This window comes from Tautonia marina (assembly GCF_009177065.1).
Taxonomy (GTDB): Bacteria; Planctomycetota; Planctomycetia; order Isosphaerales; family Isosphaeraceae; genus Tautonia; species Tautonia marina.
On record NZ_WEZF01000008.1, the window covers coordinates 177465 to 203410 of the forward strand.

17 protein-coding genes and 1 pseudogene are annotated in these 25946 nt (G+C 65.5%); 12 read left to right on the forward strand and 6 right to left on the reverse strand.

What is annotated here, in order from left to right; genetic code table 11:
• The first annotated feature begins 103 nt into the window (after positions 1–103).
• The 6 genes from GA615_RS11855 (at position 104) to GA615_RS11880 (ending at position 6677) form a co-directional block, all read left to right on the forward strand.
• Positions 104–1816: a porin gene (locus GA615_RS11855; protein WP_161602298.1), complete on the forward strand. Its 1713-nt coding sequence runs from the start codon at positions 104–106 to the stop codon at positions 1814–1816.
• Between the two features lie 182 nt (positions 1817–1998).
• Positions 1999–2469, forward strand: coding sequence for a hypothetical protein (locus GA615_RS11860; protein ID WP_152051506.1), 471 nt, complete (start codon positions 1999–2001; stop codon positions 2467–2469).
• Complete coding sequence (locus GA615_RS11865) at positions 2454–2672, forward strand: hypothetical protein (RefSeq protein ID WP_152051507.1); 219 nt, start codon at positions 2454–2456, stop codon at positions 2670–2672. Before GA615_RS11860 ends, GA615_RS11865 begins: the two co-directional genes overlap by 16 nt.
• A gap of 523 nt (positions 2673–3195) precedes the next feature.
• The gene (locus GA615_RS11870) at positions 3196–4416 is read left to right on the forward strand and encodes a hypothetical protein (RefSeq protein WP_152051508.1); all 1221 of its coding nucleotides are present in this window, start codon (positions 3196–3198) and stop codon (positions 4414–4416) included.
• A gap of 686 nt (positions 4417–5102) precedes the next feature.
• Complete coding sequence (locus GA615_RS11875; RefSeq protein ID WP_235905363.1) at positions 5103–5957, forward strand: sugar phosphate isomerase/epimerase family protein; 855 nt, start codon at positions 5103–5105, stop codon at positions 5955–5957.
• A gap of 237 nt (positions 5958–6194) precedes the next feature.
• Positions 6195–6677 (forward strand): BON domain-containing protein, encoded by a 483-nt coding sequence (locus tag GA615_RS11880; RefSeq protein WP_152051510.1) that lies wholly within the window; start codon positions 6195–6197, stop codon positions 6675–6677.
• Between the two features lie 251 nt (positions 6678–6928).
• Here GA615_RS11880 and GA615_RS11885 read toward each other — a convergent pair whose 3' ends face one another.
• Positions 6929–7312 carry an ArsR/SmtB family transcription factor gene (locus tag GA615_RS11885; RefSeq protein ID WP_152051511.1) on the reverse strand — a complete coding sequence of 128 codons (384 nt, stop codon included), beginning with the start codon at positions 7310–7312 and terminating at the stop codon, positions 6929–6931.
• 391 nt (positions 7313–7703) lie between these two features.
• On the opposite strand from GA615_RS11885, the pseudogene csrA reads away from it, so the two are divergent.
• The 4 genes and pseudogenes from csrA to GA615_RS11905 form a co-directional block, all read left to right on the forward strand.
• Positions 7704–7907 (forward strand): annotated as a pseudogene (gene csrA, locus GA615_RS11890) (carbon storage regulator CsrA); the annotation flags it as partial.
• A 225-nt stretch (positions 7908–8132) separates the two neighbouring features.
• Positions 8133–9581: a threonine synthase gene (thrC, locus tag GA615_RS11895; protein ID WP_152051513.1), complete on the forward strand. Its 1449-nt coding sequence runs from the start codon at positions 8133–8135 to the stop codon at positions 9579–9581.
• A gap of 36 nt (positions 9582–9617) precedes the next feature.
• Positions 9618–10427 carry a 4-hydroxy-tetrahydrodipicolinate reductase gene (gene dapB, locus GA615_RS11900; RefSeq protein ID WP_152051514.1) on the forward strand — a complete coding sequence of 270 codons (810 nt, stop codon included), beginning with the start codon at positions 9618–9620 and terminating at the stop codon, positions 10425–10427.
• 105 nt (positions 10428–10532) lie between these two features.
• Positions 10533–11465 (forward strand): UDP-glucuronic acid decarboxylase family protein, encoded by a 933-nt coding sequence (locus GA615_RS11905; RefSeq protein WP_152051515.1) that lies wholly within the window; start codon positions 10533–10535, stop codon positions 11463–11465.
• A gap of 90 nt (positions 11466–11555) precedes the next feature.
• Here the strand turns inward: GA615_RS11905 and GA615_RS11910 are convergent, their stop codons facing one another.
• The gene (locus GA615_RS11910) at positions 11556–13061 is read right to left on the reverse strand and encodes a cellulase family glycosylhydrolase (protein ID WP_152051516.1); all 1506 of its coding nucleotides are present in this window, start codon (positions 13059–13061) and stop codon (positions 11556–11558) included.
• A 473-nt stretch (positions 13062–13534) separates the two neighbouring features.
• Between GA615_RS11910 and GA615_RS11915 the strand changes: the two genes are divergently transcribed.
• Entirely contained in the window at positions 13535–14584 is a 1050-nt protein-coding gene (locus GA615_RS11915) for a 3'-5' exoribonuclease YhaM family protein (RefSeq protein ID WP_152051517.1), read from the forward strand.
• 122 nt (positions 14585–14706) lie between these two features.
• Here GA615_RS11915 and GA615_RS11920 read toward each other — a convergent pair whose 3' ends face one another.
• The 4 genes from GA615_RS11920 to GA615_RS11935 form a co-directional block, all read right to left on the reverse strand.
• Positions 14707–16185 carry a glutamate synthase subunit beta gene (locus GA615_RS11920; protein WP_152051518.1) on the reverse strand — a complete coding sequence of 493 codons (1479 nt, stop codon included), beginning with the start codon at positions 16183–16185 and terminating at the stop codon, positions 14707–14709.
• Complete coding sequence (gene gltB / locus GA615_RS11925) at positions 16178–21031, reverse strand: glutamate synthase large subunit (protein ID WP_152051519.1); 4854 nt, start codon at positions 21029–21031, stop codon at positions 16178–16180. The genes GA615_RS11920 and gltB overlap by 8 nt, the downstream gene beginning before the upstream one ends.
• Before the next feature lie 128 nt (positions 21032–21159).
• Complete coding sequence (locus GA615_RS11930) at positions 21160–22161, reverse strand: LysR family transcriptional regulator (protein ID WP_152051520.1); 1002 nt, start codon at positions 22159–22161, stop codon at positions 21160–21162.
• Positions 22162–22449: 288 nt separating this feature from the next.
• A complete protein-coding gene (locus tag GA615_RS11935; RefSeq protein ID WP_152051521.1) occupies positions 22450–23565 on the reverse strand; it encodes a Gfo/Idh/MocA family protein in 1116 nt (371 codons plus the stop codon).
• 243 nt (positions 23566–23808) lie between these two features.
• Here GA615_RS11935 and GA615_RS11940 point away from each other — a divergent pair, with 243 nt between their 5' ends.
• Entirely contained in the window at positions 23809–25830 is a 2022-nt protein-coding gene (locus tag GA615_RS11940) for a carbon starvation CstA family protein (protein ID WP_152051522.1), read from the forward strand.
• Positions 25831–25946 lie beyond the last annotated feature (116 nt).

Below are 25946 nucleotides of genomic sequence, written 5' to 3' on the forward strand. Positions count from 1 at the left end.
TTCGCCTCAAGCTCACAGGCCGATCGGCCGATCGCAATCGATGAGGTGCCTTCGCAATCCTCGCCGAAACGATTCGGATTGGCCGAATGAGATCGACGCGCTGATGTGGGAACGCTCCGCTCTGCTCTGTCTGCTCATGCTCGGACTCCCCGGCCTGACCCTTGCGGGTGCTCAGGACGACGGTTCGGTCTCCGATCCGGAACCGGCCTCCCCTTCGCCTCTTTCCCTGCCCCCCCTCGACCCCTCAATCACTCCTTCCGACCCCGCTCCCCCCGCCGATCCGATTGACCGCCTCGAAGCCATCGAGGCCCGCCTCCGCGCCCTCGAAGATCAGAACCGCCAGCTCACCGAGGAAAACCAGGAACTCCGACGCCTCATCGCCATCCCGCCCCCGGCCCCTCCCGATCCCAACCCAACGGCCCCGCCAGCCCCCGGAGCGGGCTCCCGATCCCTGACCGAAGCGTTCGGATCCACTCCACCTCCAGCCTCAACCTCAACCTCGGTCCCCCGAGGCTCCGGCACCGCCCTCGGCAATCCGCCAAACACCCCCGTCCCCGGCATTACCGCCGTCTCTCCGGGGCGTGCCGAGGAGCGCGTCCCCATCCTTGGCCGCTTCGGCCAGGGATTCCAGTTCGAGAGCGAGAACAAGGAGTTCTTGCTCCAGATCAATCTCGAAAGCCAGACCGATTACCGCGCCTTCGACCCCAGCGGTGACGGCCTGGCCCGCGACGGGTTCTACCAACCTCGAAACCGGATCCTGTTCGGCGGCCGGGTCACTCGGCCGGTCGAATACCTCTTCTCGATCAACCGCGGCTTCAGTGGCCTGAACCTCCTCGACAGCTTTATCAACGTCCACGCCGACGACCGCCTGATGTTCAAGGTCGGCCGCTTCCAGTCGCCCCAAAACTACGAGCAGTTTGCCGTTTCCAACCTCTGGCTCATCGCCCCCGAACGCTCCCTGTTCACCTCGAACCTCGGCCTCAACCGCCAGGTCGGGGCCATGTTCTGGGGTGAACTGTTCGATGAGCGCCTCGACTACGCGCTCGCTCTCGTCAACGGTCCGCGCAACTCGTACGAGGATTACAACAACGACAAGGACCTGATGACCTATTTCAACCTCCGCCCCTTCCAGGACCAGCCCCGCGGCACCTTGCTTCGGCTGCTCAACCTCGGCGGATCGTTCGTCTACGGCACCCAGGACAACCCCCTGGTCCCCGACTCCTTCCGCGTCGCCACCAACGCCTCGAACGCCGACACCGCCGACCGCGCCGCCCCTCCCTTTTTGATCTTCAACCCCGGCGTCATCGAACGAGGCCAGCGAGCCTTCTGGTCGGCCCACATGGCCTACTTCTACCGCTCCCTCTCCCTCCTGGCCGACTACAACGGCGCGATCCTGCGGTACGCTCCCAGCCGGACCGCCCCGAATTCCGCCGTCCTTCCCGCGCACGGCTTCTCCATCGCCGCCGGCTACTTCCTCACCGGCGAGGAACTCGAACGCCGCAGCCTGGTCGAACCCCTCCGTCCCTTCAGCCTCAAGCGAGGCTCGTTCGGCCCCGGCGCCATCGAGCTGTTCGGCCGCTACAGCACCCTCGACTTCTCCTCGAACATCTTCACCGCCGGCCTGGCCGATCCGAACCTCTGGAGCAACTCCGCCGCCGTCACCAACCTCGGCGTCAACTGGTACCCGAACCGCTTCACCAAGGTCCTCCTCACCTGGCAATACGCCTCCTTCGGCTCCCCCGTCCTCTACGCCCTCCCCGATCAAAAGATGATCGATAACAACATGCTCTGGCTCCGCTTCCAGCTTTATTACTGATCCGCCCAACCAAACAACAAAAACCCATACCAATCAATAACTTACAACAAACCACAGAACCACCGCCAGACAGCCTTCCCTCCCCGCTTGACACTCAGCCTTAGAATAAATCACTTTGCGCCGACGTCGATTCCTCCAGGTCCAGACCCTCTCGAACTCATCACAGAGGAGGCGCGGCACCGATGGCGTTCAACCCTTCGAGAATCCCTCGGTTTGTGACCAATGCCGATGGCGTCACCGTCGACCGAGATCCGACTCCCGAGACGCACTCCATCGCGGTCGGCAAAGCGACCTTCCTGGACAAAGTGTTCATGGGCCTTTCGGTGACGTTGCTCACGCTTCTGTTTGGCTCAATGGTCTGCTCGGTCTTTTACCTGATCCTGGCCAATTTCATGGGCTGGACGCCGACTCGATTGCGCCCTGCCCATGAGGTCATCGAGCGGCTCGGGGATCGCTTGCCGCAGGGGCAGACGTTCCACGCATTTCAGATGGAGACATGGCCCGAGCGCGAGCGGCTCGAGGATCGCCTGTTGCTGAGAGAGACGTTCCAGGCGAATGAGTTCGAGCCGTGGGCCCAGCGCACGCCCACCGCGTCGGGGGTAGGGCACCCAGCACCCAACGCCCCACGAGTCAGCGAATGGGACTCGAACTGATCCTGCTTACGCATGCGGTCGGCCTTGTCTTGCTCTGTTACGGCGCCTCTGTCCTCGTGGTTGGCCGTATCTCCCTGAGCGTCCGAAACAGCACGCCCATCCGAGGGCTTGAGGCCCGCGCCTGGGGCATCCTCTGTATCTTGCTCGCTCTGATTTGGTTCCTCACGGTCACCTGGGCCTGGGGAGAATTTGCCCGAGCCTAGTCCCCCTTCCACCCTCAACGGATGCGTTGCCCCTTGGCCTTGGGTGACCCCGGTGCTCGGCCTTGGATGGCCCCGGTTGCTCGCCAACCGGGGCGGCGCAGCCGCAAGAGGCGACAGGAGGCCGCCCCGAGATCGTTCGTCGCTCCGCGACCCCGGTGGACGAACCGCGAACAACCAGGGCCACCCCAGACAAACTCACCCGTTTTGATGGGAAGCGGCACAAGCGCACAGCCCCGTCGGCCCCGCTGCGCAGCCCTCCCTGATCCCCCTCGACCGACCTCAACCTCTCCCCGTCGCCTCTCCTCCGCCAACCGCCCACGACTCGTTTCCCGCGACACCTCGCCCCCCACCTCCCATCCCATCCGTGTTCCATCCGTGGCTCTCAACCTCCCTGTTCCGATTTCACTTCCCCGAAAAAAACGCAATAAAGCCTCCTCTTTTTCCAGATTGTTTCAGACAGGAGCAAGCTCGCTCCTCCCGTTCCTGGTCCGCCCCCATCGCATCCTTTGGAACACGCACCCTCATGGCCGCCTCCTTGAAACAGACCCTCGCCAACCGCCTCAACGCCCTCCGCTCGACCGGCCCAAAATCGACCGAGGGCAAAACCCGATCGAGCCGCAACGCCCAGACGCACGGACTCTCCCGCGTCGGCCTTCACCCCCCGGCCGCAATGGCCGAGGCCATCGCCGAACGTCAATCGCTCTGGCGAACCGACTACCACCCGACCGGCTCCGCGCAGGAATGGCACTTCGACCGCCTCGTGGCCGAATCCGTCCGCCTCGACCTCTGCGAGGCCCGCATCTGTGCCTCCCGAGCCGAACGCGCCACCCGAGCCTCCGAATCCTGGGACGACGACCAGGCCGCCGCCATCGCCCAGCGTGCGGCGACCCTCTCCCAGCGCCCCGAGATCATCCAGCCCGTGCTCCTGCAAACCAAGCACGGCGTCCTCTGGCTCCTGGAGCGCTGGGACGAGATCCTTGAATCCCTCCAACGCCTCGACGGCTGGACCCCCGAAACCTGGAACCTCGCCCTCGACCTGCTCGGCGTCCCCACCTCGGCCCGAGACGCCTCCGGCCCGTGGGACCTCCACCCCGACGACTCCAGCGCCGCCCCCGGCCTCGACCTCGTCGCCCAGTCCACCGCCGCCCTCCGCGACCGCCTCGACACCTTCCTCAACGCCCGAGACGACCGCGCCCGCACCGACGCCTGCCTCGGCCTCGATGCCGACGACCCGCCCGCCCTCCGTCTTCTGGAACGCTACGCCGCCGACGCCCGACGCCGCTTCTCCTTCTTCCTCAACGGCTTGCGACGCCTCCAATCCGAAGCCCCCGCGTTAACCTCCGCCTCTCCCCCCGCCGGTCCTCCCTCCCCCCGACCCGTCCGATCCGCCCTCCCGCCCGAGCCCTCCCCGACTCCTGCCGCGTTTGACCGCTCCCAGCCCTCGCCCCCACCCGCAGCCGCCGGCCGGTTGCCCATGCCTTCCCAACCCTCGCCCCCGATTGCGGGGGAGAGGGTGGCCGAAGGCCGGGTGAGGGGGTCCGACCACCTCGACGCCCCCGTGAACCCCGCTCCGACCCCTGCCCCGGCCTCAAACTCGGCCCCCTCGGCCGCGCCGACGGCTCCTTCCACCCGGCTCCCTGGCGGCTCGCTCGCCTCGACGGTCCGCGATCGCCTCGACGCCCGCGCTCTTTCGCTCAACCGCCGCGCCCGACGCGCCCGAGCCGCCTCGGCCCGACGTTCCTGAGCGGCGTCACTCCTCGGCGATCCTCTGTTCCGCTTCGGATCTGCCCCCCGACTGTCCCCAACGCCGAACCCACGAACCCCCGATCGGTCCCGAGCCCCTCCTTGATCCGCCCGATCGCCGCTCTCCGTCCGTCCCGTGCCACCGCTCCGCCCCCCGCCACTCCATCCGACGAGCCCGGCCATGCCCTCGATCCCGCTCCGCATCCGCCTCCTTGGCCCTCCAATCCTCCCCGCGCGAATCGAACCCAATCGGCCCGCCCGATCGCAGCCTCGACGGTTCCTTCTCGTCCTTCCGACCCTTCTCGTCGGATGCCGTCGCGTTCTCGTCGGGTGTATCCACTCTCAAATGATGCGTCGCCCCGTTGTCCTGGGTGGCCCCGGTTGCTCGCCAACCGGGGCGGCGCAGCCGCAAGAGGCGACGGGAGGTCGCTCCGAGACCGCTCGTCGCTCCGAAACCCCGGTGGACGAGCCACCGGGGCCACCCAGGAATAAACCCACCTTTGGTGAGTGGAAGCGGTACTACGGGCGATCCAAGCCAGGCGTTCCCCCTCCGGGGCGTGGCCGACGAGGCGAGGCAATGGTATGACAGTCATCGTGAGGGCGGGCCTCGGCCTGCCTGTTCCCCGGTGGCAGGCCAAGGCGTCCTGCCCATCCATCCCTCATCTCGATTCCCGACGAGGTGCCGCCGTGTCGAGTCATTCGTTCGAGCCCTTGACCCTGGGCGTCTGTAGCTGGAGCCTTCAGGTCACCAGCATCCCCGAGCTGAACCGCCTGCTCGCCGAGCTGGGGGTCAAGGCCACCCAGATCGCCTGCGGCGACCCGCATCACGCCGCCTGGGACGAAGGGGACGCCATGCCCCAGGCCGCCCTGGCCGCCGATTTCGTCATGACCGGCGCCATGCTCGGCTTCCCCGGCGAGGACTACACCACCCCGCAAACCATCAAGGAGACCGGCGGATTCGGCCCCGAATCCCTCCGCGCCGAACGGATCGAGCGCCTCAAGTGGGCCCTGAGCCGCACCAAGGCGCTGGGCCTGACCCACCTCATGCTCCACGCCGGCTTCATCCCCCACCCCGGCGATCCCGGCCGCTCCGCCTTTCTCGATACCCTGCGCGAGGCCGGCCGCCTCGCCGCCGAGCAAGGCGTGACCCTCGCCTTCGAGACCGGCCAGGAACCGGCCGACCTGCTCCGCCAGACCCTCGACGAGCTGGCCTCACCCACCTTGAAGGTCAACTTCGACCCGGCCAACATGCTCCTCTACGACATGGGCGACCCGATCCGGGCCGTCGAGATCCTCGGCCCCGACATCGTCAGCGTCCACCTCAAGGACGCCCGACGCCCGACCACTCCCGGGCACTGGGGCGAGGAGGTCCCGCTCGGCCAGGGCGAAGTCAACATCCCCCGCTTCCTCGACACCCTCAAGGCCGTCGGCTACACCGGCCCCCTGATGATCGAGCGCGAGGTCGGCGACCAGGCCGCCCGCATCCGAGACATCGGCCTCGGCCTTGAGGTCGTCCGCGAGCACCTGGCCAAATCCTCGTAATTCCCCCGTCGGCCCGCGTCTCCCGCACCGCCGGACGATTGCAATGCCCTGAAGCTCGCCGGTTTGCTTCAGAGAAATCCATTGCAATCGTCCTGCCCCACTCCGGAGCCACAGACCCCGTTGGCATGAGGCTTGCTGGATTCTGTACCTCAAATCCCATCCGTCCGGTCCCGTCTCGACCGCTCGCCCGTCAGGGCGGGGCACCTGACTGGATCGAATTTCAGGAGCGTTCAGACCATGCAATCGCGTTACCAAAACTCAATCGTTCCGGCCTTGATGCTTGGCCTCGGCCTGCTGCTCACCACGATACCGGCCCCCGCGTTCGCACAGGACCCCAATCCCCAGGACCAGGGGGTTGCTGAACGGGCCGGGGCCCAGGTCGACCGGTTCCTCAACCGCTTGCAACGGAACTTCCGCGACCTTTCCGAAGACGTTCGCCGACGCGCCGCCGAGGTGCAACAACGGGTCGAGGACCTCGGCGTCGAGGCCCGCGTCTACAGTCGCATTCGATGGGACAAGGCTCTGAGCGAGGCCGAGATTGCCATCGAGTCCAAGGAAGGGGGCGTGGTCATCCTGCACGGCACCGTGCCCGACGCCGAGTTGCGCCGCAAGGCCGTTCGTCTGGCCGTCGAAACCATTGGGGTCGAACGGGTCCAGGATAACCTGACGATCGGCGCGGCCCCGACCGACGATCCGGCCCCGGCCGCCGCGCCTCGCTAAGCTCGAATTCGACGCGTCACCGCCTGGCCTCGGCTCGCTCAACACCCAGAGAGCTGAGCTGAGGCCGGCCGGTCCCGTCGAACCCAAGAACAAGCCGTGATGCCGAAGCGAACCATCAGCAACACGGCCTTCAACCATCCGGGCACACCGGCATCACCAACGACAAGAGCAACCGCGGAGGGAAAGAAAGAGGGGGGGAAGAACGTCGGCGATCGCAGCGATGAATGACTGAACCGATGCGAATAAGGTGATCAGACGATGGCGTCGACCACCTGCGCCAGTTCTCGACCGGCATCGGTCAAGTAGTAATAGTTATGCTTGCCCGTCCGACGGGGCTCGATCAACCGGCCATGACGAAGCAGGGCCAGGTGATGGCTGACGGCCGGCTGACTGGTCGATCCGAGGTCGGTGCAAAGCTCAGAGACATTGCGTTCCTTTTCGGTCAGCAACATCAAGACTTGCAGCCGTGTCGGGTCCGACACCTGTTTGAGCAACTCGGCGGCCTGACGAACGTTGGCCGACGGCCCTTTCCCCCGCTTGGGAGCGGAGCGGCGAGCCGGGGCGGTCGCGGTCGCGGAGGCCGAAGACTTCGACGCGCCGGCAGACTTTGTCGCGGTGGTCGACTTTGAAGGCATGTGCGGAACTCAAGACTCGTTCAACAAGGGGAAACGGCCCACGACCCCAATTCGTCGCGAGCCACGCTCAGCGCGATGGAACGCGCATGCATGAGCATTCCGCCGTAATTATACGTAACTCTCCGGCCAGTCAAGCTCATTTGCAAAAGATGTTCGTCATGAGCAACCGTCACACGAGAAATGCACCCTCGTATGCATTCTCAGATCGCGATCGCTTGAGCCCCGCGGCAACGATTGCCGACTGCCCGACGCCGGGCCGATCGCGTTGATCCCCAGAGCCCCGACAGCGATAGGGAACAGGCTTGCATTGAAACGCCTGTCCAGCATACAATCCGCTCGGCCCTGAGGTCTTGTCCCCTTTGGCCCCCGAGGACGCAGGAGGTCCCGCACCATGTTGGTCTTGAGCCGCAAGATCGGGGAACGGATTCGGATCGGAGACACCGTGACCTTGACCGTGGTCCGCGTCCACGGCGACAAGGTTCGTCTGGGCATCGAAGCGCCCGACACCGTGACCATTCACCGCGAGGAGGTCTATCAGCGCTTGCAGCGCGACGGCTCCTCCCCGGCGTCGCCGGCCGATGACGACTCGGCGTCCGCCGGTTCCGACACCGAGTCGAGGACCGACGCCTCCTTGTCGAGTGCCCCCTCGCGTCGGTAAAGTAAGAGGGATTGGCGACCTGGCAAACGGCCCGCTCGACCGCGTTCCTTCTCGGGCCGACCTGGTCCACCGGATCGGGGGAGGGAGGGTCGCGCGGTCCTCGGTCACTCGACCATCGTGCCACGCCGCCAATCCGCTCGGAACGCCGCGAGGAACGCCGCGATGACCGTCTCGACCTCGACCCTGCCTCGAACCGACACCGACCTGGCCTATCAGCGCTGCATCAACCCCCGTTGCGGTGTCACCCTGCCGGTCGATCGCGCCGTCTTTTCCTGTCCCGACTGCGGCGACCTGCTCGACGTCATCTACGACTGGGACCGCCTGCCGGTCCCGGCCCGTCTGAGCGACTTCGAGGCCAAATGGTCTCGGCGGCTCGACCCGCTCTGCTTCTCCGGCGTTTGGCGCTTCCACGACCTGATGCCCTTCGTCCCTCCGGAGAAGGTGGTCACCATCGGTGAGGGGCAGACCTTGCTCCGCCCCTCGACCAAGGCCGCCCAGTACGTCGGCGTCCAGGAGGGGAACCTCCTGCTCCAGTACGAGGGGATGAACCCCTCGGGCAGCTTCAAAGACAACGGCATGACCGCGGCCTTCAGCCACGCCAACATGGTCGGCGCCCGCCGCGTCGCCTGTGCCAGCACGGGCAACACCTCGGCCTCCCTGGCCGTCTTCTGCTCGGCGACCGATTTCGGCTTCAAGGCCATCATCTTCATCGGCTCGGGCAAGATCGCCTACGGCAAGCTCGCCCAGGCTCTCGACCACGGCGCCCTCACGATCCAGATCGTCGGCGACTTCGACGACGCCCTGGCCCGGGTCCGCGAGGTGGCCGACCGCCTCGGCATCTACCTGATGAACTCGGTCAACCCCTTCCGCCTCGAAGGGCAGAAGGCGGTGATGCTCCGGGTCCTCGAAGCCCTCGGCTGGGAGGTCCCCGACTGGATCGTCGTGCCCGGCGGCAACCTCGGCAACTCGTCGGCCTTCGGCAAGGCGTTCCAGGAACTGCATTATCTCGGCCTGATCGACCGCATCCCTCGCCTGGCGGTCATCAACGCCGCCGGCGCCCAGACCCTCGACCAGCTCGTCCGCTCTCACGGCCTGAGCTGGAACAGCGGCCTGCCTGACGAGTCGATCCCGAAGGCCTATTACGACCACCTCGACCACGAGCACATCCGGGCCTCGACCATCGCCTCGGCCATCGAGATCAATCGCCCAGTGAACCTGAAGAAGTGCCTCCGGGCCCTCGACGTCTGCGACGGCGTCGTCCGGCAGGTCTCCGACCAGGAGATCATGGACGCCAAGGCCCGCGTCGGGGCCGGCGGCCTGGGATGCGAACCGGCATCGGCCGCCAGTGTCGCCGGGGCCAAACGGTTGCGAGAGGAAGGGATCATCGCCCCCTCCGATCGCGTCGTCTGCATCCTCACCGGCCACCAGCTCAAGGACCCGAACGCGACGGTCGCCTACCACTCGGCCGACCGCGAGGAGTTTGACCGCGTGCTCGGCTCGCGAGGGGTCAAGCGGGCCGGCTTCGCCAACCGTCCGGTCGTCGTCCCGAACGAGCTGGACGCGATCATCCGGACCATCGGCCTCTACTCCGACGCCCCGCCAACGGCCTGAGCCATCGCTCCATCATCCTCTGGGAGACGCCCGATCGTGAGCCTCGGACCCTTGAATCTTGCCATGCACGGCGCGACCGGCCGCATGGGCGCCCGCATCCTCTCGCTGATCGACGAGGCGGACGACCTGACCCTGGCCGCGGCCATCGAGCGAGCCGATCACCCCCGAATCGGCGGCGACGTGGGTCCGATCATCGGCCTCGGCCCGCTGGGGGTCTCCCTTTCGAGCGTGATCGACCCCGGCACGCCGGTCGATGTGGTCATCGACTTCTCGGTCCCCGAGGCCTCGCTGAACATCGGCCGCTGGTGCGGTGAGCATGGCGTTCCCCTGGTCGTTGGCACGACCGGCTTCGAGCCCGCCCAGCGGACCGAGCTGGAGCAACTGGCCGACCGCATCCCCATCCTCATCGCAGCCAACTTCAGCAAGGCCGTCAACCTGCTGTTTCACCTCGTCGGCGTGGCGGCCCGCTCGCTCGGGCAATCGGCCGATATCGAGATCGTTGAACGTCACCACCGCTTCAAGAAAGACGCCCCGAGCGGCACGGCCCTTCGCCTGGCCGAAGTGGCGGCCGAAGGGATCAACACATACCGATTCGTCCATGGGAGACATGGGCTGATCGGTGAGCGGCCGACCGGCGAGATCGGTCTGCACGCCCTGCGAACCGGAGACAACCCGGGCGAGCATACGGTTGTCTTTGGCTTGATGGGAGAATGCCTGGAACTGTCGCACCGCGCCCTGAACCGCGACGGCTTCTCCCGAGGGGCCCTCGACGCCGCCCGGTATCTGGCCGGCAAGCCCCCGGGACGGTACGCGATGGAAGACCTGCTCCAGCTCGGAGGAGGATGATTCCATGCGATCGGCGCGGTTCGCCTTGTCGACCGGCCCCTTGCCTCGCTATCGTGTCTGCGCCCGAAGGTCGGGCGGAGCCAACGCATCCAGGAGGGTTCGGACGTGAGGACGGTGATCACCGGCGGGGCGGGTTTTGTCGGCTCCCATCTGTGCGAGCGGTTTCTGGCCGAAGGGCACGAGGTCGTCTGTGTCGACAACCTCTTGACCGGCCTGGAACGGAATATCGCCCACCTGCGGCAGGAGCCTCGCTTCAGCTTCGTGCTGCATAATATCTCGGAGCCGGTGACGATCGACGGTCCGGTCGATCATGTCCTGCATTTCGCCAGCCCGGCCAGCCCGGCCGATTATCTGGCCCACCCGATTCCGACCTTGAAGGTCGGCTCGCTCGGCACCCACAACGCGCTCGGCCTGGCCAAGGCCAAGGACGCCCGGTTCCTGCTGGCGAGCACGTCGGAAGTCTACGGCGATCCCGAGGTTCACCCTCAACGCGAGGATTACTGGGGGCACGTCAACCCGATCGGTCCCCGAGGCTGTTACGACGAGGCCAAACGGTTCGCCGAGGCGATCACGATGGCCTACCACCGCTACCACGGGGTCGATACGCGGATCGTCCGAATCTTCAACACCTACGGTCCCCGAATGCGCCTGAATGACGGCCGAGTCTTGCCGGCCTTCATGAGCCAGGTGCTGCGGGGCGAGCCGTTGACCGTCTTCGGCGAAGGACAACAGACACGCAGTTTCTGTTATGTCGATGACCTGGTCGATGGCATTTACCGGCTACTGCTTTCCGACGAATCAATGCCGGTCAATATCGGCAATCCTTCGGAAATCACCGTTCTGGAACTGGCCAAGGAGATCATTGCGATGGTGCCCAACACCAAGAGCACCATCGACTACCGACCCTTGCCACAAGACGATCCCAAGCGACGACGGCCCGACATCACCCGAGCCCGAGAGATTCTGGGCTGGGAGCCGAAGGTCGATCGGGCCGACGGCCTGAAGAGAACGCTGGAGTTCTTCCGTTCGGTCGTTTGAGCAACGGACGTTGAGGGGCCGAGCCTTCTCCTCCCAGGCATCTCCGAGGGAAGGCTGGGGCCCTGGCTGGCCCCACGTCTCGTGCTCCGATCATCGGGAGCTAGCCCGGAGGGAAACGGCCGTCGGGCGGTCGGTCTGGATTTGAAGGCGCTGAGACGAGGCGTCGTACCAGACCGAGACGACCGCCGCCGGGTCGGCCGCGCGGACCTCGACCGGAAATCCGGGGGGGAACACCGACCGAGGGACGAAGACCTCGGTCAGTCCGCGCTCGGGATCGTGAATCCAGTCATAACCAACTGTGCTTTCGCTGAACCGTGACGAGCCACGATCGAAGGCGAAGCGCGTGGGCACGCCGGCGGTGGCTCGGGGGTAGGGTCGGGGGCGGTAGTTGGGACGGATACGGCCGGAGGGGTCGAGGATGCTGAAGTCCTCGCCGTTCCAGCCGTCCTTGAGGTGATCGGTCCAGCCGGGCGTCAGGTTCCAGTGCGCCCCGGAGGCAAAGGCGGCGTCGAGGCGGTCGTACACCTCCTCAACATAGGCCCCGCTCCCGGTCACGCGGGCGTCCATACCGAACTCTCCCACAAAAAGCGGGCAATTCCAGGCTTCGGCGGTTGAGGTCATGTGGTGGAAGGCCAGATCCATCGTCGCGGTGAGGCCGTGCCAGTGGCGCAGGACGATGGTGGACGGGTTGTAGTAGTGCGGCGCGTAGGCGACCGGACCAAATTCGGGACGGGGCAGGCGGGTCTGGATGCCGGTGTTCGTCTTGACGTGCCCTTCGAGAAACAGAATCGCCGAAGGATGCACGGATCGAATCACCGCGTTGGCGTCTCGATAGAGCGGGGCAAGCTCACGGCGCTCGTCTCCCCAGGGCTCGTTGATCAGGTCGTAGCCGATGACGCCGGGAATCGTCGCAAAGGCCGACGCAACTCGTGAAATCATGATCAGATAGCGTGATCGAACCCCATGCGTATCGGCGTAGAAGTCGGCAAAGGAGAGGTGGGTGGTCGGGTCGAGAGCCATCATCAGGGGCCAGTCGGAACTGAGCGGCCCGTTGTTGGGGGTCGAGGGGCGGCCTCGAGGAGAGACGGCCCAGCGGGGGAAGCCGTCGCCGGTGCCGTATGAGGCGTGACGTGAGAAGCCGTCCTGGTGGAAATCGACGATCGTATACAGACCGCGGCGGGCAGCCTCGGCCGCAACGGTCATGACCGAGGTAAGATAGGCTTCGTCGTAAACACCGGGGCTCGGCTCGTAGGCTTCCCAGACGATCAGCAGGCGGATGACGTTGAAGCCCAACTCGGCCACGCGGTCGAGATCGGCCGGGCCGATCCGGGGAGCAAACGGCGGCACCTTCGAATCGCCGGCCAGGTTGATCCCGCGCAGAAGAATCACGCGACCGCTCGGATCGACGAACGACCGGCCGGAAACCTGAAGCGGCGCGGGTCCGGGAAGGATCTCGAACTGAGGAGTCGCCCGAACGGGATCACCCCCAGCGGCCAGGGCCAAGGGCGGCAGACCCCCAAGACCCAGCACGAAACCGAGCATCACCGCGGCGAGCGGCCCAAACCCTCGACGGCCCCGGAGTCCCGAGCAAGCCATTCAAGACCTCCGTGTCGTCGTTGCGATGCGATCGCGTTCCGTGGCCCGATCGGATCCCGTCGTGAGATCACGTCCTCGCCGGGCCGAGGTTCCGAAGGCGGCGCGTCACGCGTGCCCCTTGAACCAGGGCGGATCGATTCTGATTGCCCTTTGGAATCGATCATCGGCCCGGGAGATCGGAAACCGTGTCCCGATCGGAGGTCGATGGCCCCGCCTCGCTCCGAAGACAACGGCAGTGCGCATCGCGACGATCAAGGCAGGATGATGCCCGCCGGCGACATGGTGGCCTTTTGACCAGGTTGCAATCACCTGTATCAATTTGCATCATACTCGACAGATGATACGCTTCAGAATGAGCCGTCTCGGAACCGATGAAGGAGAGATGGCAATCGAGCGTGTGGTGTGCTTGCTTCCTGAGCGCGATCGACCCTCGCACCCGGCACCTTCAGCCCCGAGGGGGAGCGACTTCCATCATGGCCAGCGGCATTGAAAGCTCGGTGATCCGGCTCGGCGACTTTCAGGACGGCCAGGAGGCCGAGTGCTTCGCCGTGCTCGTGAACCGAGACAAGGGGACGACGAAAAAGAACGAGCCGTTCGTGAAATGCTACTTCCGCGACCGGCATCTGACGGTCGAGGCCCCCTTGTGGTCGGATCACCGCTTGCTGAAGCAATCGGACGGCTGGACCGACGGGCTCGCGTATCGGATTCGGGCTCGGGGGGAGTTCAACGCCCGGTACGGCTTGCAACTGAAGCTCATCGACCTGCGGCCCGCCGGTGGCCCGGACGATGAGGCAGACGGTTTTGATTACGGAGACCTGGTCGAACGCTCCAAGTTTCCGAGTGGCGACCGGCTGGGCAAGATCCTCGAATTCGTGGGGCGATACATCGAGGACGAGAAGCTTTCGGAACTGGTCCGGCGCATTCTCGAAGGGCACGCGACGCAACTCGAGATGATGCCGGCCGCCTCTCACATGCACCACAACGTGACCGGAGGGCTGGTCGAGCACCTCTGGAGCGTGACGCGGGTCAGCATCATGCTGGCCGAGCATTACGGGCGGTATTATGACGAATTGAACCCGCCCTTGAACCGCGATGTGATTGTGGCCGCGGCCATCCTGCACGACATCGGCAAGCTGCGCGAGCTGGAATATCACCCGATCGAGGCGAAGTACACGACCGAAGGAAACTTGATTGGCCATATCCTCATGGGTCGTGACCTGGTGAGAGACACGGCCCGAGAGATCGGCGAGTTTCCGGTCGAGACGCTCTTGCTGCTGGAACACGCGATCCTGGCGCATCACGGCAAGACCGAGTTCGGATCGCCGAAGCCCCCGGCAACGCTGGAAGCGATGATCCTGCACTACGCCGACGAGCTGGACGCGAAGTTCAACGCCGTGGCCAAGGCGCTTCGGGCCGAAAACGGCGACGACCTGTTTACCAAAAAGGTCTGGGCGGCCGAGAACCAGCGGTTTTACCGAGGCACGCCGTTGCCTCCGCCAGATCAGGATCAACCGCCCTTTTGATCGAATCACTCTTGAGATGATTTCAAACGAACAGCCCCGGACGAGCAATCGCGCGTCCGGGGCCGTTTGTCGTGTGAGGATCAGAGGGACCGCCGGCTGGGCCAGGCGGTCCGATCGTGAGGTCAGACGGCGAAGGGCCGCAGATAGTTTTCGTGCTCCAGCGGGCGAGGCAGGTCGGAGGAACCCATCAGTTCCAGGTCGATGGCCTGGGCGGCGTGTCGCCCCTCGGCGATGGCCCAGACGATGAGGCTCTGGCCGCGGGTCATGTCGCCGGCGGTGTAGACCTTGGGAACGCTGGTGCGTTTGGTTTCGGGGTCGGCCTTGACGTTGCCGCGCTCGTCCAGCTCGACGCCGAAACCTTCGATGAGCTTGTTGCGTTCGGGGCCGACGAAGCCCATCGCCAGCAAAACGAGATCGGCCGGGTAGACCTTCTCGGTGCCGGGGACGGGGTCGAAGATCATGCGGTTGCCGTCGCGCTTGAGCTCGACCTGGACGGTTTCCAGCGCGGTGACGTGACCGTTTTCACCCCGGAAGCGGACGGTGCTGATGGAGTACTCGCGGTCGCCGCCTTCCTCGTGGGCGCTGGAGGTCTTGAAGGTGTTCCACCACTGCGGCCACGGGTTGTTCGGATCGCGCGAGGCGGGGGGACGCGGGACGATCTCGAACTGGTGGACGCTGGCACATCCGTGACGATGGACGGTACCGAGGCAGTCGGCCCCGGTGTCGCCGCCGCCGATGATGATGACGTTCTTCCCCTTGGCGTTCAGGGTCGGGTCGTCGGAGACGGGGTCGCCGGCCACGCGCTTGTTCTGCGCCGGGAGGAAGTCCATGGCGAAGTGAATGCCCTTGAGGTCGCGGCCCTCGATGGGCAGGTCACGGGCCTGAGTGGCTCCGCAGCAGAGGCAGACGGCGTCGTACTCGGCAAGGATTTGCTGAGGATCAACATCGACGCCGATGTTCACTCCAGGACGGAAGGTGACCCCCTCGGCCTCCATTTGCTGGAGGCGCAGGTCAATCCGCCACTTTTCCATCTTGAAGTCGGGGATGCCGTAGCGTAGGAGGCCGCCGATTCGTTCGTCACGTTCGAAGACGGTGACGTCGTGACCAGCCCGCGCGAGCTGCTGGGCGGCGGCGAGGCCGGCGGGGCCGGAGCCGATAACGGCGACCTTCTTGCCGGTCTTGACCTTCGGGGGCATGGGGGCAATCCAGCCCTCGGCCCAGCCCCGATCGACGATGGCCAGCTCGATCTGCTTGATCGTGACCGGGTCGTCGTTGATGCCGAGCACGCAACTGGCCTCGCACGGGGCGGGGCAGAGGGTGCCGGTGAACTCGGGGAAGTTGTTGGTCAGGTGCAGGCGGTCGAGGGCCTCGCGCCACTGGTCGCGGTAGACCAGGTCGTTCCAGTCGGGGATGAGGTTGCCGAGCGGGCACCCCTGGTGGCAGAAGGGGATGCCGCAGTCCATGCAGCGGGCTCCCTGGTTCTGGAGTTCCACGACGGGGAGGCTGGTGAAGACTTCTTTATAGTCCTTGCGGCGTTCCTCGACGGGCCGATAACCGGCGGCACGTCGAGGGAGTTCCATGAATCCGGTGGGCTTACCCATGATTGACCTCCAGCGTCAGGCTTGAGTCGCTCGGACGGAGCGGGGCATCGGCCCCGGCTTCGGCCCGCTTGCGCTGCAACAGGAGGCGGCGGTTCCCCTCGGGCAGCACCTTGACAAAGTTGGTGAACGGCCAGTCCCAGTCGTGGCCATTGCGGGGGACGAGGACACCTTCGACCTCGTCAAGCGTTTCGGGCTGAGCGTACCGCGTGAGCATATCTTCGACAAAGGCGAAGTCGTTCGGCTCGGCCTTGTGGCGGAGGTCGTCAAGCTCGAAGTCGCCCTGACGACGGCGGAGGTCGGTGGCTTCTTCAAAAAGGCAGGCCATGACCTGCTTCTGGTGGTCGAGGACGCGGCGGTAGTCGCGCGGCATGACCTTGACGAAGGTGCCGAGGGCGGCGTTCCAGTCGTTGAGCAACTGCTTGGCAACGTCGCTGCCGGTGTAACCGGCGTGCTGGATGAGAAGATCGCGGACGAGTTCCTGATCTTCCAGTTCGGTGAAGGGTTCGATCTCGACCATGTCGGGATTGCAGCGGGATCGGAAATCGCCGTCGCGGTCGAGGACGAACGCCATACCACCGCTCATGCCGGCGGCGAAGTTGCGGCCGGTTGGGCCGAGGACGACGGCGACGCCGCCGGTCATATATTCACAGCCGTGATCGCCGATTCCTTCCACGACGGCCAGGGCCCCCGAGTTCCGCACGCAGAACCGTTCGCCTGCGCGGCCCCGGAAGAAGGCGCGGCCGGCAGTGGCCCCGTAGAGGACGACGTTGCCGACGATGATGTTCTCCTCGGCCTTGAAGGTGGCCGAGTGAGGCGGGGCGACGATGACCTTGCCGCCGGAGAGTCCCTTACCGGTGTAGTCGTTGGCGTCGCCTTCGAGTTCGAGGGTGATCCCTCGGGGAACGAAGGCGCCGAAGCTCTGACCGGCCGAGCCGGTGAACTTGATCCGGATGGTGTCGTCGGGGAGGCCCGCGCCGCCGTAGCGGCGGGTGACCTCGGAGCCGAGGATGGTGCCGACGGTGCGGTTGATGTTGCGGATCGGCACCGCAAAGGTGACCGGCTCGCCCCGTTCGAGGGCAGGCTCGCAGCGGGGGACCAGGGTGGTGACGTCGAGCGATCGGTCGAGGCCGTGGTCCTGGGCGTGAAGCTGTCGGACGCCGATCTCGGGAGCCACGTCGGGCCGGGCGAGGATCTTCGAGAAGTCGAGCCCCTTGGCCTTGTAGTGGTCGATGGCCTTGCGAACGTCGAGCAGGTCGCTGCGGCCGATCATCTCGTCCATCGTGCGGAAACCGAGCTGGGCCATCAGCTCGCGGATTTCCTCGGCGATGAAGTGGAAGAAGTTGACCACATGTTCGGCCTTGCCGGCGAACTTGGCCCGGAGCTTCGGGTTCTGGGTGGCGATGCCGACCGGGCAGGTGTCGAGGTGGCAGACCCGCATCATGATGCAGCCCATCACGACGAGCGGCGCGGTGGAGAAACCGTATTCCTCGGCCCCGAGCAGGGCGGCGATGACCACGTCGCGGCCGGTCTTCATCTGGCCGTCGGTCTGGACGACGATGCGGTCGCGGAGGTTGTTGAGGACGAGGGTTTGCTGCGTCTCGGCCAGGCCCAGCTCCCAGGGAATGCCGGCGTGCTTGAGCGAGGTGAGCGGGCTGGCCCCGGTGCCGCCGTCGAAGCCGCTGATGAGGACGACATCGCTATGGGCCTTCGAGACGCCCGCGGCGACCGTGCCCACGCCGACCTCGGCCACGAGCTTGACGCTGATCCGGGCCTTCGGATTGGCGTTCTTCAGGTCGTGGATCAGTTGGGCGAGGTCTTCGATCGAGTAGATATCGTGGTGCGGCGGCGGGCTGATGAGGCCGACGCCGGGGGTCGAGAAGCGGACCTTGGCGATCCACGGCCAGACCTTGCTGCCGGGAAGCTGGCCCCCTTCGCCGGGCTTGGCCCCCTGAGCCATCTTGATCTGAATTTCATCGGCATTGACGAGATATTCACTCGTCACGCCGAAGCGGCCGGAGGCGACCTGCTTGATCGACGACCGCTTGCTGTCACCGTTTTCGAGGGGGATGAACCGCTGAGGGTCTTCGCCCCCTTCGCCGGTGTTCGACTTGCCGCCGAGGCGGTTCATGGCGATGGCAAGCGTTTCGTGGGCCTCGGCCGAGATTGAGCCGTAGCTCATCGCGCCGGTGGCGAACCGCTTGACGATCGAATCGACCGACTCGACCTCCTCGATCGGCACGGGCGGTTGCTGGCCGATCTTGAACTCGAACAGGCCGCGGAGGGTGCAGAGCCGTTCGTTCTGCTCATCCACACGCTTCGTGTACGACTTGAAGATTTCGAACCGGCCGGACTTCGTGGCGTGCTGGAGGCGGAAGACGGTCTCGGGGTTGAACAGGTGGAACTCGCCGTCGCGGCGCCATTGGTACTGGCCGCCTTCTTCGAGCATGACCGGGCCGACCTCGCGTTCGGCGAAGGCGCGGCGGTGATGGAAGAGGGTTTCCTCGGCGATCTCGGCGAGGCCGACCCCTTCGATTCGGCTGGCGGTCTTGTCGAAGTACTTGGCGACGAAGGCAGAGTTCAGGCCGATGGCCTCGAAGATCTGAGCACCTCGGTAACTCTGGATCGTGCTGATGCCCATCTTGGACATCACCTTGACGACCCCCTTCTTGATCGCCTTGCGGTACAGGGTGACAGCCTCGGCGTGGGTCAGGCCGTTGAGCTGCCGGGCGGCGATCATGTCGTCGAGCGTCTCGAAGGCGACATAGGGATTGATCGCCCCGGCCCCGTAACCGAGCAGGAGGGCGAAGTGATGCACCTCCCTCGCGTCGCCGCACTCGACGACGAACCCGGCCCGCATGCGGAGCCCCTCGCGGACCATGAAGTGGTGCAGGCCGGAGGTGGCGAGCAGGGAGGGGATCGGGGCCATCTCCTTCGTCACCGAGCGGTGCGAGAGGACGATGATCGTCGCGCCGTCTTCGATGGCGGCCTTGGCCTCCTGGAAGATTTCTTCGAGGCGGCGTTCCATGCCCGCGGCGCCTTCGGCGGCGGGGAAGAGCATGGAAATGACGGCCGACTTGAAGCCTCGCCAGCCTTCGAGCTGTTTGATGGCGACCGTTTCGTCGTTGTCGAGGACCGGGGTTTCGAGCAAGATTTGCCGAGCGTTCTCGGGGCCGGGCTGGAGCAGGTTCCCCTCACCACCGAGGCCGGTCTGGACCGAGGTGACGAGTTCTTCCCGGATCGCGTCGAGCGGCGGGTTGGTCACCTGGGCAAAGAGCTGCTTGAAGTAGTTAAAGAGCGGCTGCGGGCGGTCGGAGAGGACGGCCAGGGGGGTGTCGGTCCCCATCGAGCCGATGGCTTCCTCGCCGCGCTGACCCATCGGGGAGAGAATGAACTTGAGATCTTCAAGTGTGTAGCCGTAAGCAAGCTGGCGATGCAAGAGGGTGTCGTGATCGGGGCCGGGAACCTCGGGGGCCCGCGGAACCTCGTCGAGCTTCGGCAGACCTTGCTTGACCCACTCGCCGTAGGGCTTGGCGGTGGCCAGGGCGTGCTTCAGTTCCTCATCGCCGACGATCCGGCCTTCCTGCATGTCGACGAGGAACATTTTGCCCGGTTCGAGACGCCCCTTGTGCAGGACATTCTCGGGGGCGATCTCGTCGAGCATGCCGGTCTCGGAGCCCATGACGACCAGGCCGTCCTTGGTGACGGTGTAGCGGCTGGGGCGGAGACCGTTGCGGTCGAGGGTCGCGCCGATGACGCGGCCGTCGGTGCAGGCGATCGAGGCGGGGCCGTCCCAGGGCTCCATCAGGCAGGAGTGATAGGCGTAGAAATCCTTCTTCTCCTGCGACATGGTTTCATGGTTTTCCCAGGCCTCGGGCACGAGCATCATCATGGCGTGCGGGAGGCTGTAGCCGGCCTTGACGAGCAGCTCGATGGCGGCGTCGAGCGCGGCGGTATCGGAAAGCCCCTCGCGGATGACCGGGCGCAGGTGGTCGAGGTCGCCCGGCTCGAACAGGTTCGAGGCAAAGAGGGCCTCTCGGGCTCGCATCCAGTTGATGTTGCCGCGAAGGGTGTTGATCTCGCCGTTGTGGGCGATCATCCGGTAGGGGTGGGCCAGCTCCCAGCTCGGGAAGGTGTTGGTGCTGAACCGCGAGTGGAACATGCAGAGGGCCGAGACGAGGCGATCGTCGCCCAGGTCGTCGGCGTAATAGTCGATGACCTGCTCGGGGGTGAGCATGCCTTTATAGACGATCGTTCGACAGGAAAGGCTGGAGAAGTAGAAGAAGGCCCCGTCGTCGAGCCCGGCGGCCTCGACGGCCTGCTCGAACCGCTTTCGGACGACGAACAGCTTGCGTTCGAAGGCGTCGGTATCCTCGCCGAAGCGGGAACCGACGAAGGCGTGCCAGACGCTCGGCTCAACGGCCTGGGCGGTGGCGCCGAGGGTGGAGTTGTCGGTCTTGAGTTCTCGCCAGCCGAGGAGGGGGAGCCGTTCATCCTTGAGAATCTGTTCAAAGATGGCCTGTCCGGCTTCGCGGCGTTCCTTGACCGGCGAGGCGAACATGGCGCCGACGCCGTACTGGCCGGGCTCGGGCAGGGTGATGCCAAGGGGTTTGCAGCGTTCGGCGAGGAATTCGTGAGGGATCTGGATGAGGATGCCGGCGCCGTCTCCGGTGTTGGGCTCGGCCCCTCGGGCGCCTCGGTGGTCGAGGTTGCACAGGGCGCGCAATCCGTCGCGCACGAGTTTGTGCGACCGTCGGCCCTGGAGATCCACGACGAAACCGACACCGCAAGCGTCGTGCTCATTAGCCGGGTCGTACAGGCCCACGGGGGGCGGGAAACTCGTGCTCATCAGGTTTGCTCCCTCCAGACAGACGGCTCCGGTTCGGGAAGCGCCGGCCCGCCGATCGGTCCGCGACGTGCGGACTCCGGGGGCCGGTGCCCGGCCCCGAACCTCGGGCCGATGCACCAGCATCTCAATCAAGTTTTCTTGACGGCAGGGGTCCGGCCACTTCGGGAGGCGCCCCGGCCGTTCGGTTTCGGCTCGGAGGCCGAGGGGGCGGAGGACGACGCCGTGGTCGCCCCTTCCTCGGCCGTGGAGCCGTCTCGCAAGGTTTCGAGGAACCGACTCCCGGCCAGGCCCAGGGTGGCTTCGCCCCGGTGGACGATCGCCAGGGGCCGGCTCAGGGGATGATCGGTAATCGGGACCGCGACGAGACTGCCTGAAGCGACCTCGCGCTCCAGCGTCGTCCGGGGCAGTATCGCCACCCCGGCGCCCACCTCGACAGCTCGCTTGATATTCTCGATGCTGTCAAAGGCCAGGCTTGGCTCAACCTGAACGCCGCGACGCTTCAGGTGACGATCAATCGCGCGGCGAATCGGCAGTTCGGAATCGTAGTGGACGAAGCGGGCGCCGTCGAGGCGTTCCAGGCTGATCCCCTCGGAATCGGCCAGGGGGTGCCCCGGAGGAACGGCCACGACCATGTCCTCGTCTCGCCAGGCGACGACGTCGATCCCCGGCCATTTTTTCGGGAATGAGACAATGCCGAGGTCGGCACGACCGGTGCGAACCCGATCGACGACCTCGCTGGGGTGCATGCACTCCAGGCGGCAGTCGGCCAGGGGGTGCCGGTTTCGGAATTCGGTGATGTGGCGGGTGAGCTGACCGAGGCCGACCGAGTAGATCGCCACGATCCGGACCATGCCTTCAATCTGATCGGCACGGCCCAACGCCCGAACGCGACGCTCAACATCCTGATAGCGTTCCACCAGCTCGCGACACCCTTCATAATACATCTGGCCGTAGGGCGTCGGGATCAAGGGGCGCTTGGAACGGTCAATCAACTTGACACCAAGGCGCTCTTCAAGGTTATGCACGGCCTGGCTCGCCGTCGACTGCGAGATGCCGTTCTCGGCGGCACCGCGCGAGAAACTCGCCCGGCGCACGACATCACAGAAGATTTTGAGCGCCTCGAACTGCATCGCCGTGGGGGAACCTCGATCGAGTGGCGGCCCTGTCGATGCCAGGCAGACAGGACCGCGGCCAGCTGTTCAAACCGTCGGGGCAGCCCAACCGAGGCTGCCACCGCTGTCTGCGAATGCCCGCGTCCGGCCCCCAGAGTTGAGGCCATCTCACCCCAATCGCCTCGCACGCCATCGGGGGGACACGGTATTCGAGATTCCAATACTACACTCGGACATCAGCGGCTTCGTCAATAGCCTAACGCGCCGCGGGAGGATTTTTTCGAGAATGGAGCACGTGAGTGCGTGCTAGGACCCGAACCCGTCGAGTGGGTGGGTCCGAGTGGCCAACGGGAGGGAAACCGGGGCGCCGGCCCGTTGAGACGCATAGGTCGCGAGAATCATTTCGATGGATGCGCGGCCATCGGCGCCGGAGACGAGCGGAGGACGATCGGCTTCGACCGCGGCGATCAGGTCGGCGACGATCTGGCGATTGCCGGCGTTTAACCCGCCGTCTTTGAGCGGTTCGGGTTGGCCGACACCAGCGCTGGTAATTCGCTCCCAGGAGGAACGATCGGGGACCGCGGACCAGCGGGGATCGCGGACAAGGTAAGCCTCGGGAAGCCAACCAAATCCCATGAAAATCGCTCCCGATTCGCCAAAAATTCGGAGATCGAAGCGATCGCCCGGCTTTTCGGGGCGACTGGTGGCAAAGTGAGCCACGACAGGCGTGTTTTCGAAGCCATACATGGCATCAATGCGGTCGCCCGCGAGGGGGCCGATTCCTTCGGCGCCGTCGCGAACCTGTTCGGGGCCGATCGGCTGGCCGGAATCAAGGACGCGGGCGAAGCACCAGGAGGCATCGCCAAGCAGGGCGCGAAAGAGGTCCATCGTGTGAGAACCGAGGACCATGAGATCTTCGCCTCCGCCGCGACGGTCTTCCTTGCCGCGGCCCCGGAGTTCGAGGATCGGGCCGATCGCGCCGTCGGCGATCAATGTCTGAATTTGTGCGAAAATCGGACTGACACGCGTTTGAAAGGCAATGGCAATCTTGGTGTGCGCAGCATCGCAGGCATTGAGCATGGCGTCGCAATCGGCCGGGGAGGGGGCCATCGGTTTTTCGAGGAAGATGCCGCGCACGCCGGCCTCGGCACAGGCGATGACCATGTCGCGGTGACCGTCGAGCCATCGAGGGCAGACGGCGACGAACTCGGGGCGCTCGCGGTCGAGCATCTCGCGGTAGTCGGCGTAGGAACGCTCGACCCCAAGCCGGGCGGTGGCCTGGGCGCGGCCGCCTTCGTCCTCGTCGGCCACGGCGAGGAGCTGAAGCTTCGGTTCAGCGGCGAAGGCGAGGTCGAGGTTATGGCCGTAATTCCCTCGGCCGGTTCGACCGATGACGGCGGCGCGATACGGGGCCTGGAACATGGCGATGGCTCGATCAGGTGTTCAACGGGTGGAGGGATTCGGTCCGCACGACGCCTGTCAGCATGACCCGAGGGTCGATCCGACGCAAGCCGCTCGCAGTCCCAGGGTTCGGGAGTGCTTCCGTGAATTTGACGCGGGTTGATGAGGCCAAGACGACACCGTAGACTTGAACGATCATCGCCGGAAGGCTCACCGCCGGGAGGGCGATCCGGGGTCGACTGTGCTCTTGAATGGAACCAACGCATGCAGACGCTCTTGATCGCCCTGGGTGCGGGCGTGGCCTTTCTGGTGGCGTATTTCACCTATGGCCGCTGGCTTGGCAGCAAGATCTTCAGGCTCTCGGCCGATTACGTCTGCCCGTCGCACCGTTTGAGAGACGACGCCGACTACGTGCCGACCTCGAAGCCGGTGGTTTTCGGCCACCACTTCACGTCGATCGCCGGCACGGGGCCGATCGTCGGCCCGGCAATCGCGGTGATGTGGGGGTGGGTGCCGGCCTTGATCTGGGTCTTGCTCGGCTCGATCTTCATCGGGGCGGTGCACGACTTCGGGGCGCTGGTCGTCTCGATCCGGAACAATGGGCAGACGGTGGGAGACATTGCCGGCCGCCTGATCAACCGCCGGGCCCGGATCCTGTTCTTGCTCATCCTGTTCATGGCCTTGACGATCGTGCTGGCGATCTTCGGCCTGGTGATCGCCGCGGTCTTCCGGCAGTTCCCGGCCTCGATCTTCCCATGCCTCGTGCAGATTCCAATTGCCGTGGGAATCGGCGTCTGGCTGCACCGCAGGGGGGCAAAGCTGGCGGTGCCGTCGCTGGTGGCGCTGGGATTGATGTACCTGGCGGTGATCTTCGGCGACCAGAACACGCCGGTCGCGGCAATGGCCGGGTTGCCCGAGTGGCTGGCAGGGGGAATTGGCTGGATCGAGGAGACCCTGCACCGTTTCAACACCTCGCTGGCGGCCTGGCCAATCATCGTCTGGGTGGCAGTGTTGCTGATTTACTCGTATGTGGCGTCGGTCTTGCCGGTCTGGATCCTGTTGCAGCCGAGGGATTACATCAATTCCTTGCAACTGATTAGCGCGTTGGGGTTGATCGTCGTCGGCCTGGCCGTCGCCGCGGTGGCGGGCGGAGCACCGGTCGGCGATCTGGGACGACCCGAGTTGGCCATTGCCGCTCCTGCGATCGACTTCAACCCGACCGATGCGCCGTTGATGATCCCGTTTCTGTTCGTGACGATCGCCTGCGGCGCGATCAGCGGGTTTCACTGCCTGGTCAGTAGCGGGACATCGAGCAAGCAGATCAACCGCGAGCCCGACGCGAGGTTCGTCGGCTACGGCGGGATGCTGACCGAAGGATTTCTGGCCACCCTCGTGATTCTGGCCTGCGTGGCCGGGCTTGGGCTGGGGGTGGCGGGTGAAGGAGGGGCGACCTTGCTCGGCCGAGAGGCCTTCCAGGCGCGGTACGGGTCTTGGAATGCGTCGCAAGGGTTGGCCTCGACCGTCGCGGCGTTTGTCGATGGTTCGGCCAACTTCCTGAGGGCGATGGGATTGCCGACCGGGGTGTCGGTGGCCTTGATGGGAGTGCTGGTCGCCTCGTTCGCGGGGACGACGCTCGATACAGCCTGCCGCCTTCAGCGATATGTGGTGCAAGAGCTGGCCGCGGCCTTGTTGAGCCTCGGGCGGCGAGACGATGAGGAAGCCAGGGCGGGGGACGGTCTGTTCCAGCGGAAGCCGATCGGGCTTTCGGGCAATCCGTTGACCTGGCTGGCGAACAAGCACGGCGCGACGATCTTTGCCGTGGTGCTGGCCGGGGCGTTGGCGGCGTTTCCGAAGTCGGGAGACGCCTGGAGCTGGCAATCGGCCGGGCAGGGGGGTTTGATCCTCTGGCCCCTGTTCGGGGCGACGAACCAGTTGCTCGGGGGATTGTCGTTCCTGGTGATCGCCTTCTACCTGCGGCGGCGAGGCTTGCCGAACTGGTTCCTGATCGCCCCGCTCGTCTTCATGCTGATCTTGCCGGCCTGGGCGATGCTTTGGCAGATCTTCATCGATGCCCCCGGCCCCGGAGGGAGCTGGCTGGCGGATCGCCAGTGGATCTTGCTCGGAATCGGGCTGGTGACGATCGTGCTGGAAGGGTGGCTCGTGGTCGAGGCGGCCCTGCTCTGGCCCCGGATTCGAGGGGTGATGGAGCAACTGATCGCGCCCGAGCCGATCTCCCTGTCGCGGTCGAACGCGGCTGCGCGGATGGGATCGGCCGTGGGATCGTGAGGGAGAATGAGCCACGGATGAAACACGGATCAGGGAGATGGTTCACGTCCGCGTGACGGCGGGACCTCTCCTGATCTGCTTTCTGTCCTCTGTCTTCTGTCTTGATCTGTGTTTCA

Coding starts and splice junctions, on each gene's coding strand:
- GA615_RS11920 (WP_152051518.1), bottom strand. CDS start 16,185: ATGGGTAAGCCCACCGGATTCATGGAACTCCCTCGACGTGCCGCCGGT.
- gltB (WP_152051519.1), bottom strand. CDS start 21,031: ATGAGCACGAGTTTCCCGCCCCCCGTGGGCCTGTACGACCCGGCTAAT.
- GA615_RS11915 (WP_152051517.1), top strand. CDS start 13,535: ATGGCCAGCGGCATTGAAAGCTCGGTGATCCGGCTCGGCGACTTTCAG.
- GA615_RS11855 (WP_161602298.1), top strand. CDS start 104: ATGTGGGAACGCTCCGCTCTGCTCTGTCTGCTCATGCTCGGACTCCCC.
- GA615_RS11860 (WP_152051506.1), top strand. CDS start 1,999: ATGGCGTTCAACCCTTCGAGAATCCCTCGGTTTGTGACCAATGCCGAT.
- GA615_RS11910 (WP_152051516.1), bottom strand. CDS start 13,061: ATGGCTTGCTCGGGACTCCGGGGCCGTCGAGGGTTTGGGCCGCTCGCC.
- GA615_RS11885 (WP_152051511.1), bottom strand. CDS start 7,312: ATGCCTTCAAAGTCGACCACCGCGACAAAGTCTGCCGGCGCGTCGAAG.
- GA615_RS11935 (WP_152051521.1), bottom strand. CDS start 23,565: ATGTTCCAGGCCCCGTATCGCGCCGCCGTCATCGGTCGAACCGGCCGA.
- GA615_RS11880 (WP_152051510.1), top strand. CDS start 6,195: ATGCAATCGCGTTACCAAAACTCAATCGTTCCGGCCTTGATGCTTGGC.
- GA615_RS11940 (WP_152051522.1), top strand. CDS start 23,809: ATGCAGACGCTCTTGATCGCCCTGGGTGCGGGCGTGGCCTTTCTGGTG.
- thrC (WP_152051513.1), top strand. CDS start 8,133: ATGACCGTCTCGACCTCGACCCTGCCTCGAACCGACACCGACCTGGCC.
- GA615_RS11930 (WP_152051520.1), bottom strand. CDS start 22,161: ATGCAGTTCGAGGCGCTCAAAATCTTCTGTGATGTCGTGCGCCGGGCG.
- GA615_RS11870 (WP_152051508.1), top strand. CDS start 3,196: ATGGCCGCCTCCTTGAAACAGACCCTCGCCAACCGCCTCAACGCCCTC.
- GA615_RS11865 (WP_152051507.1), top strand. CDS start 2,454: ATGGGACTCGAACTGATCCTGCTTACGCATGCGGTCGGCCTTGTCTTG.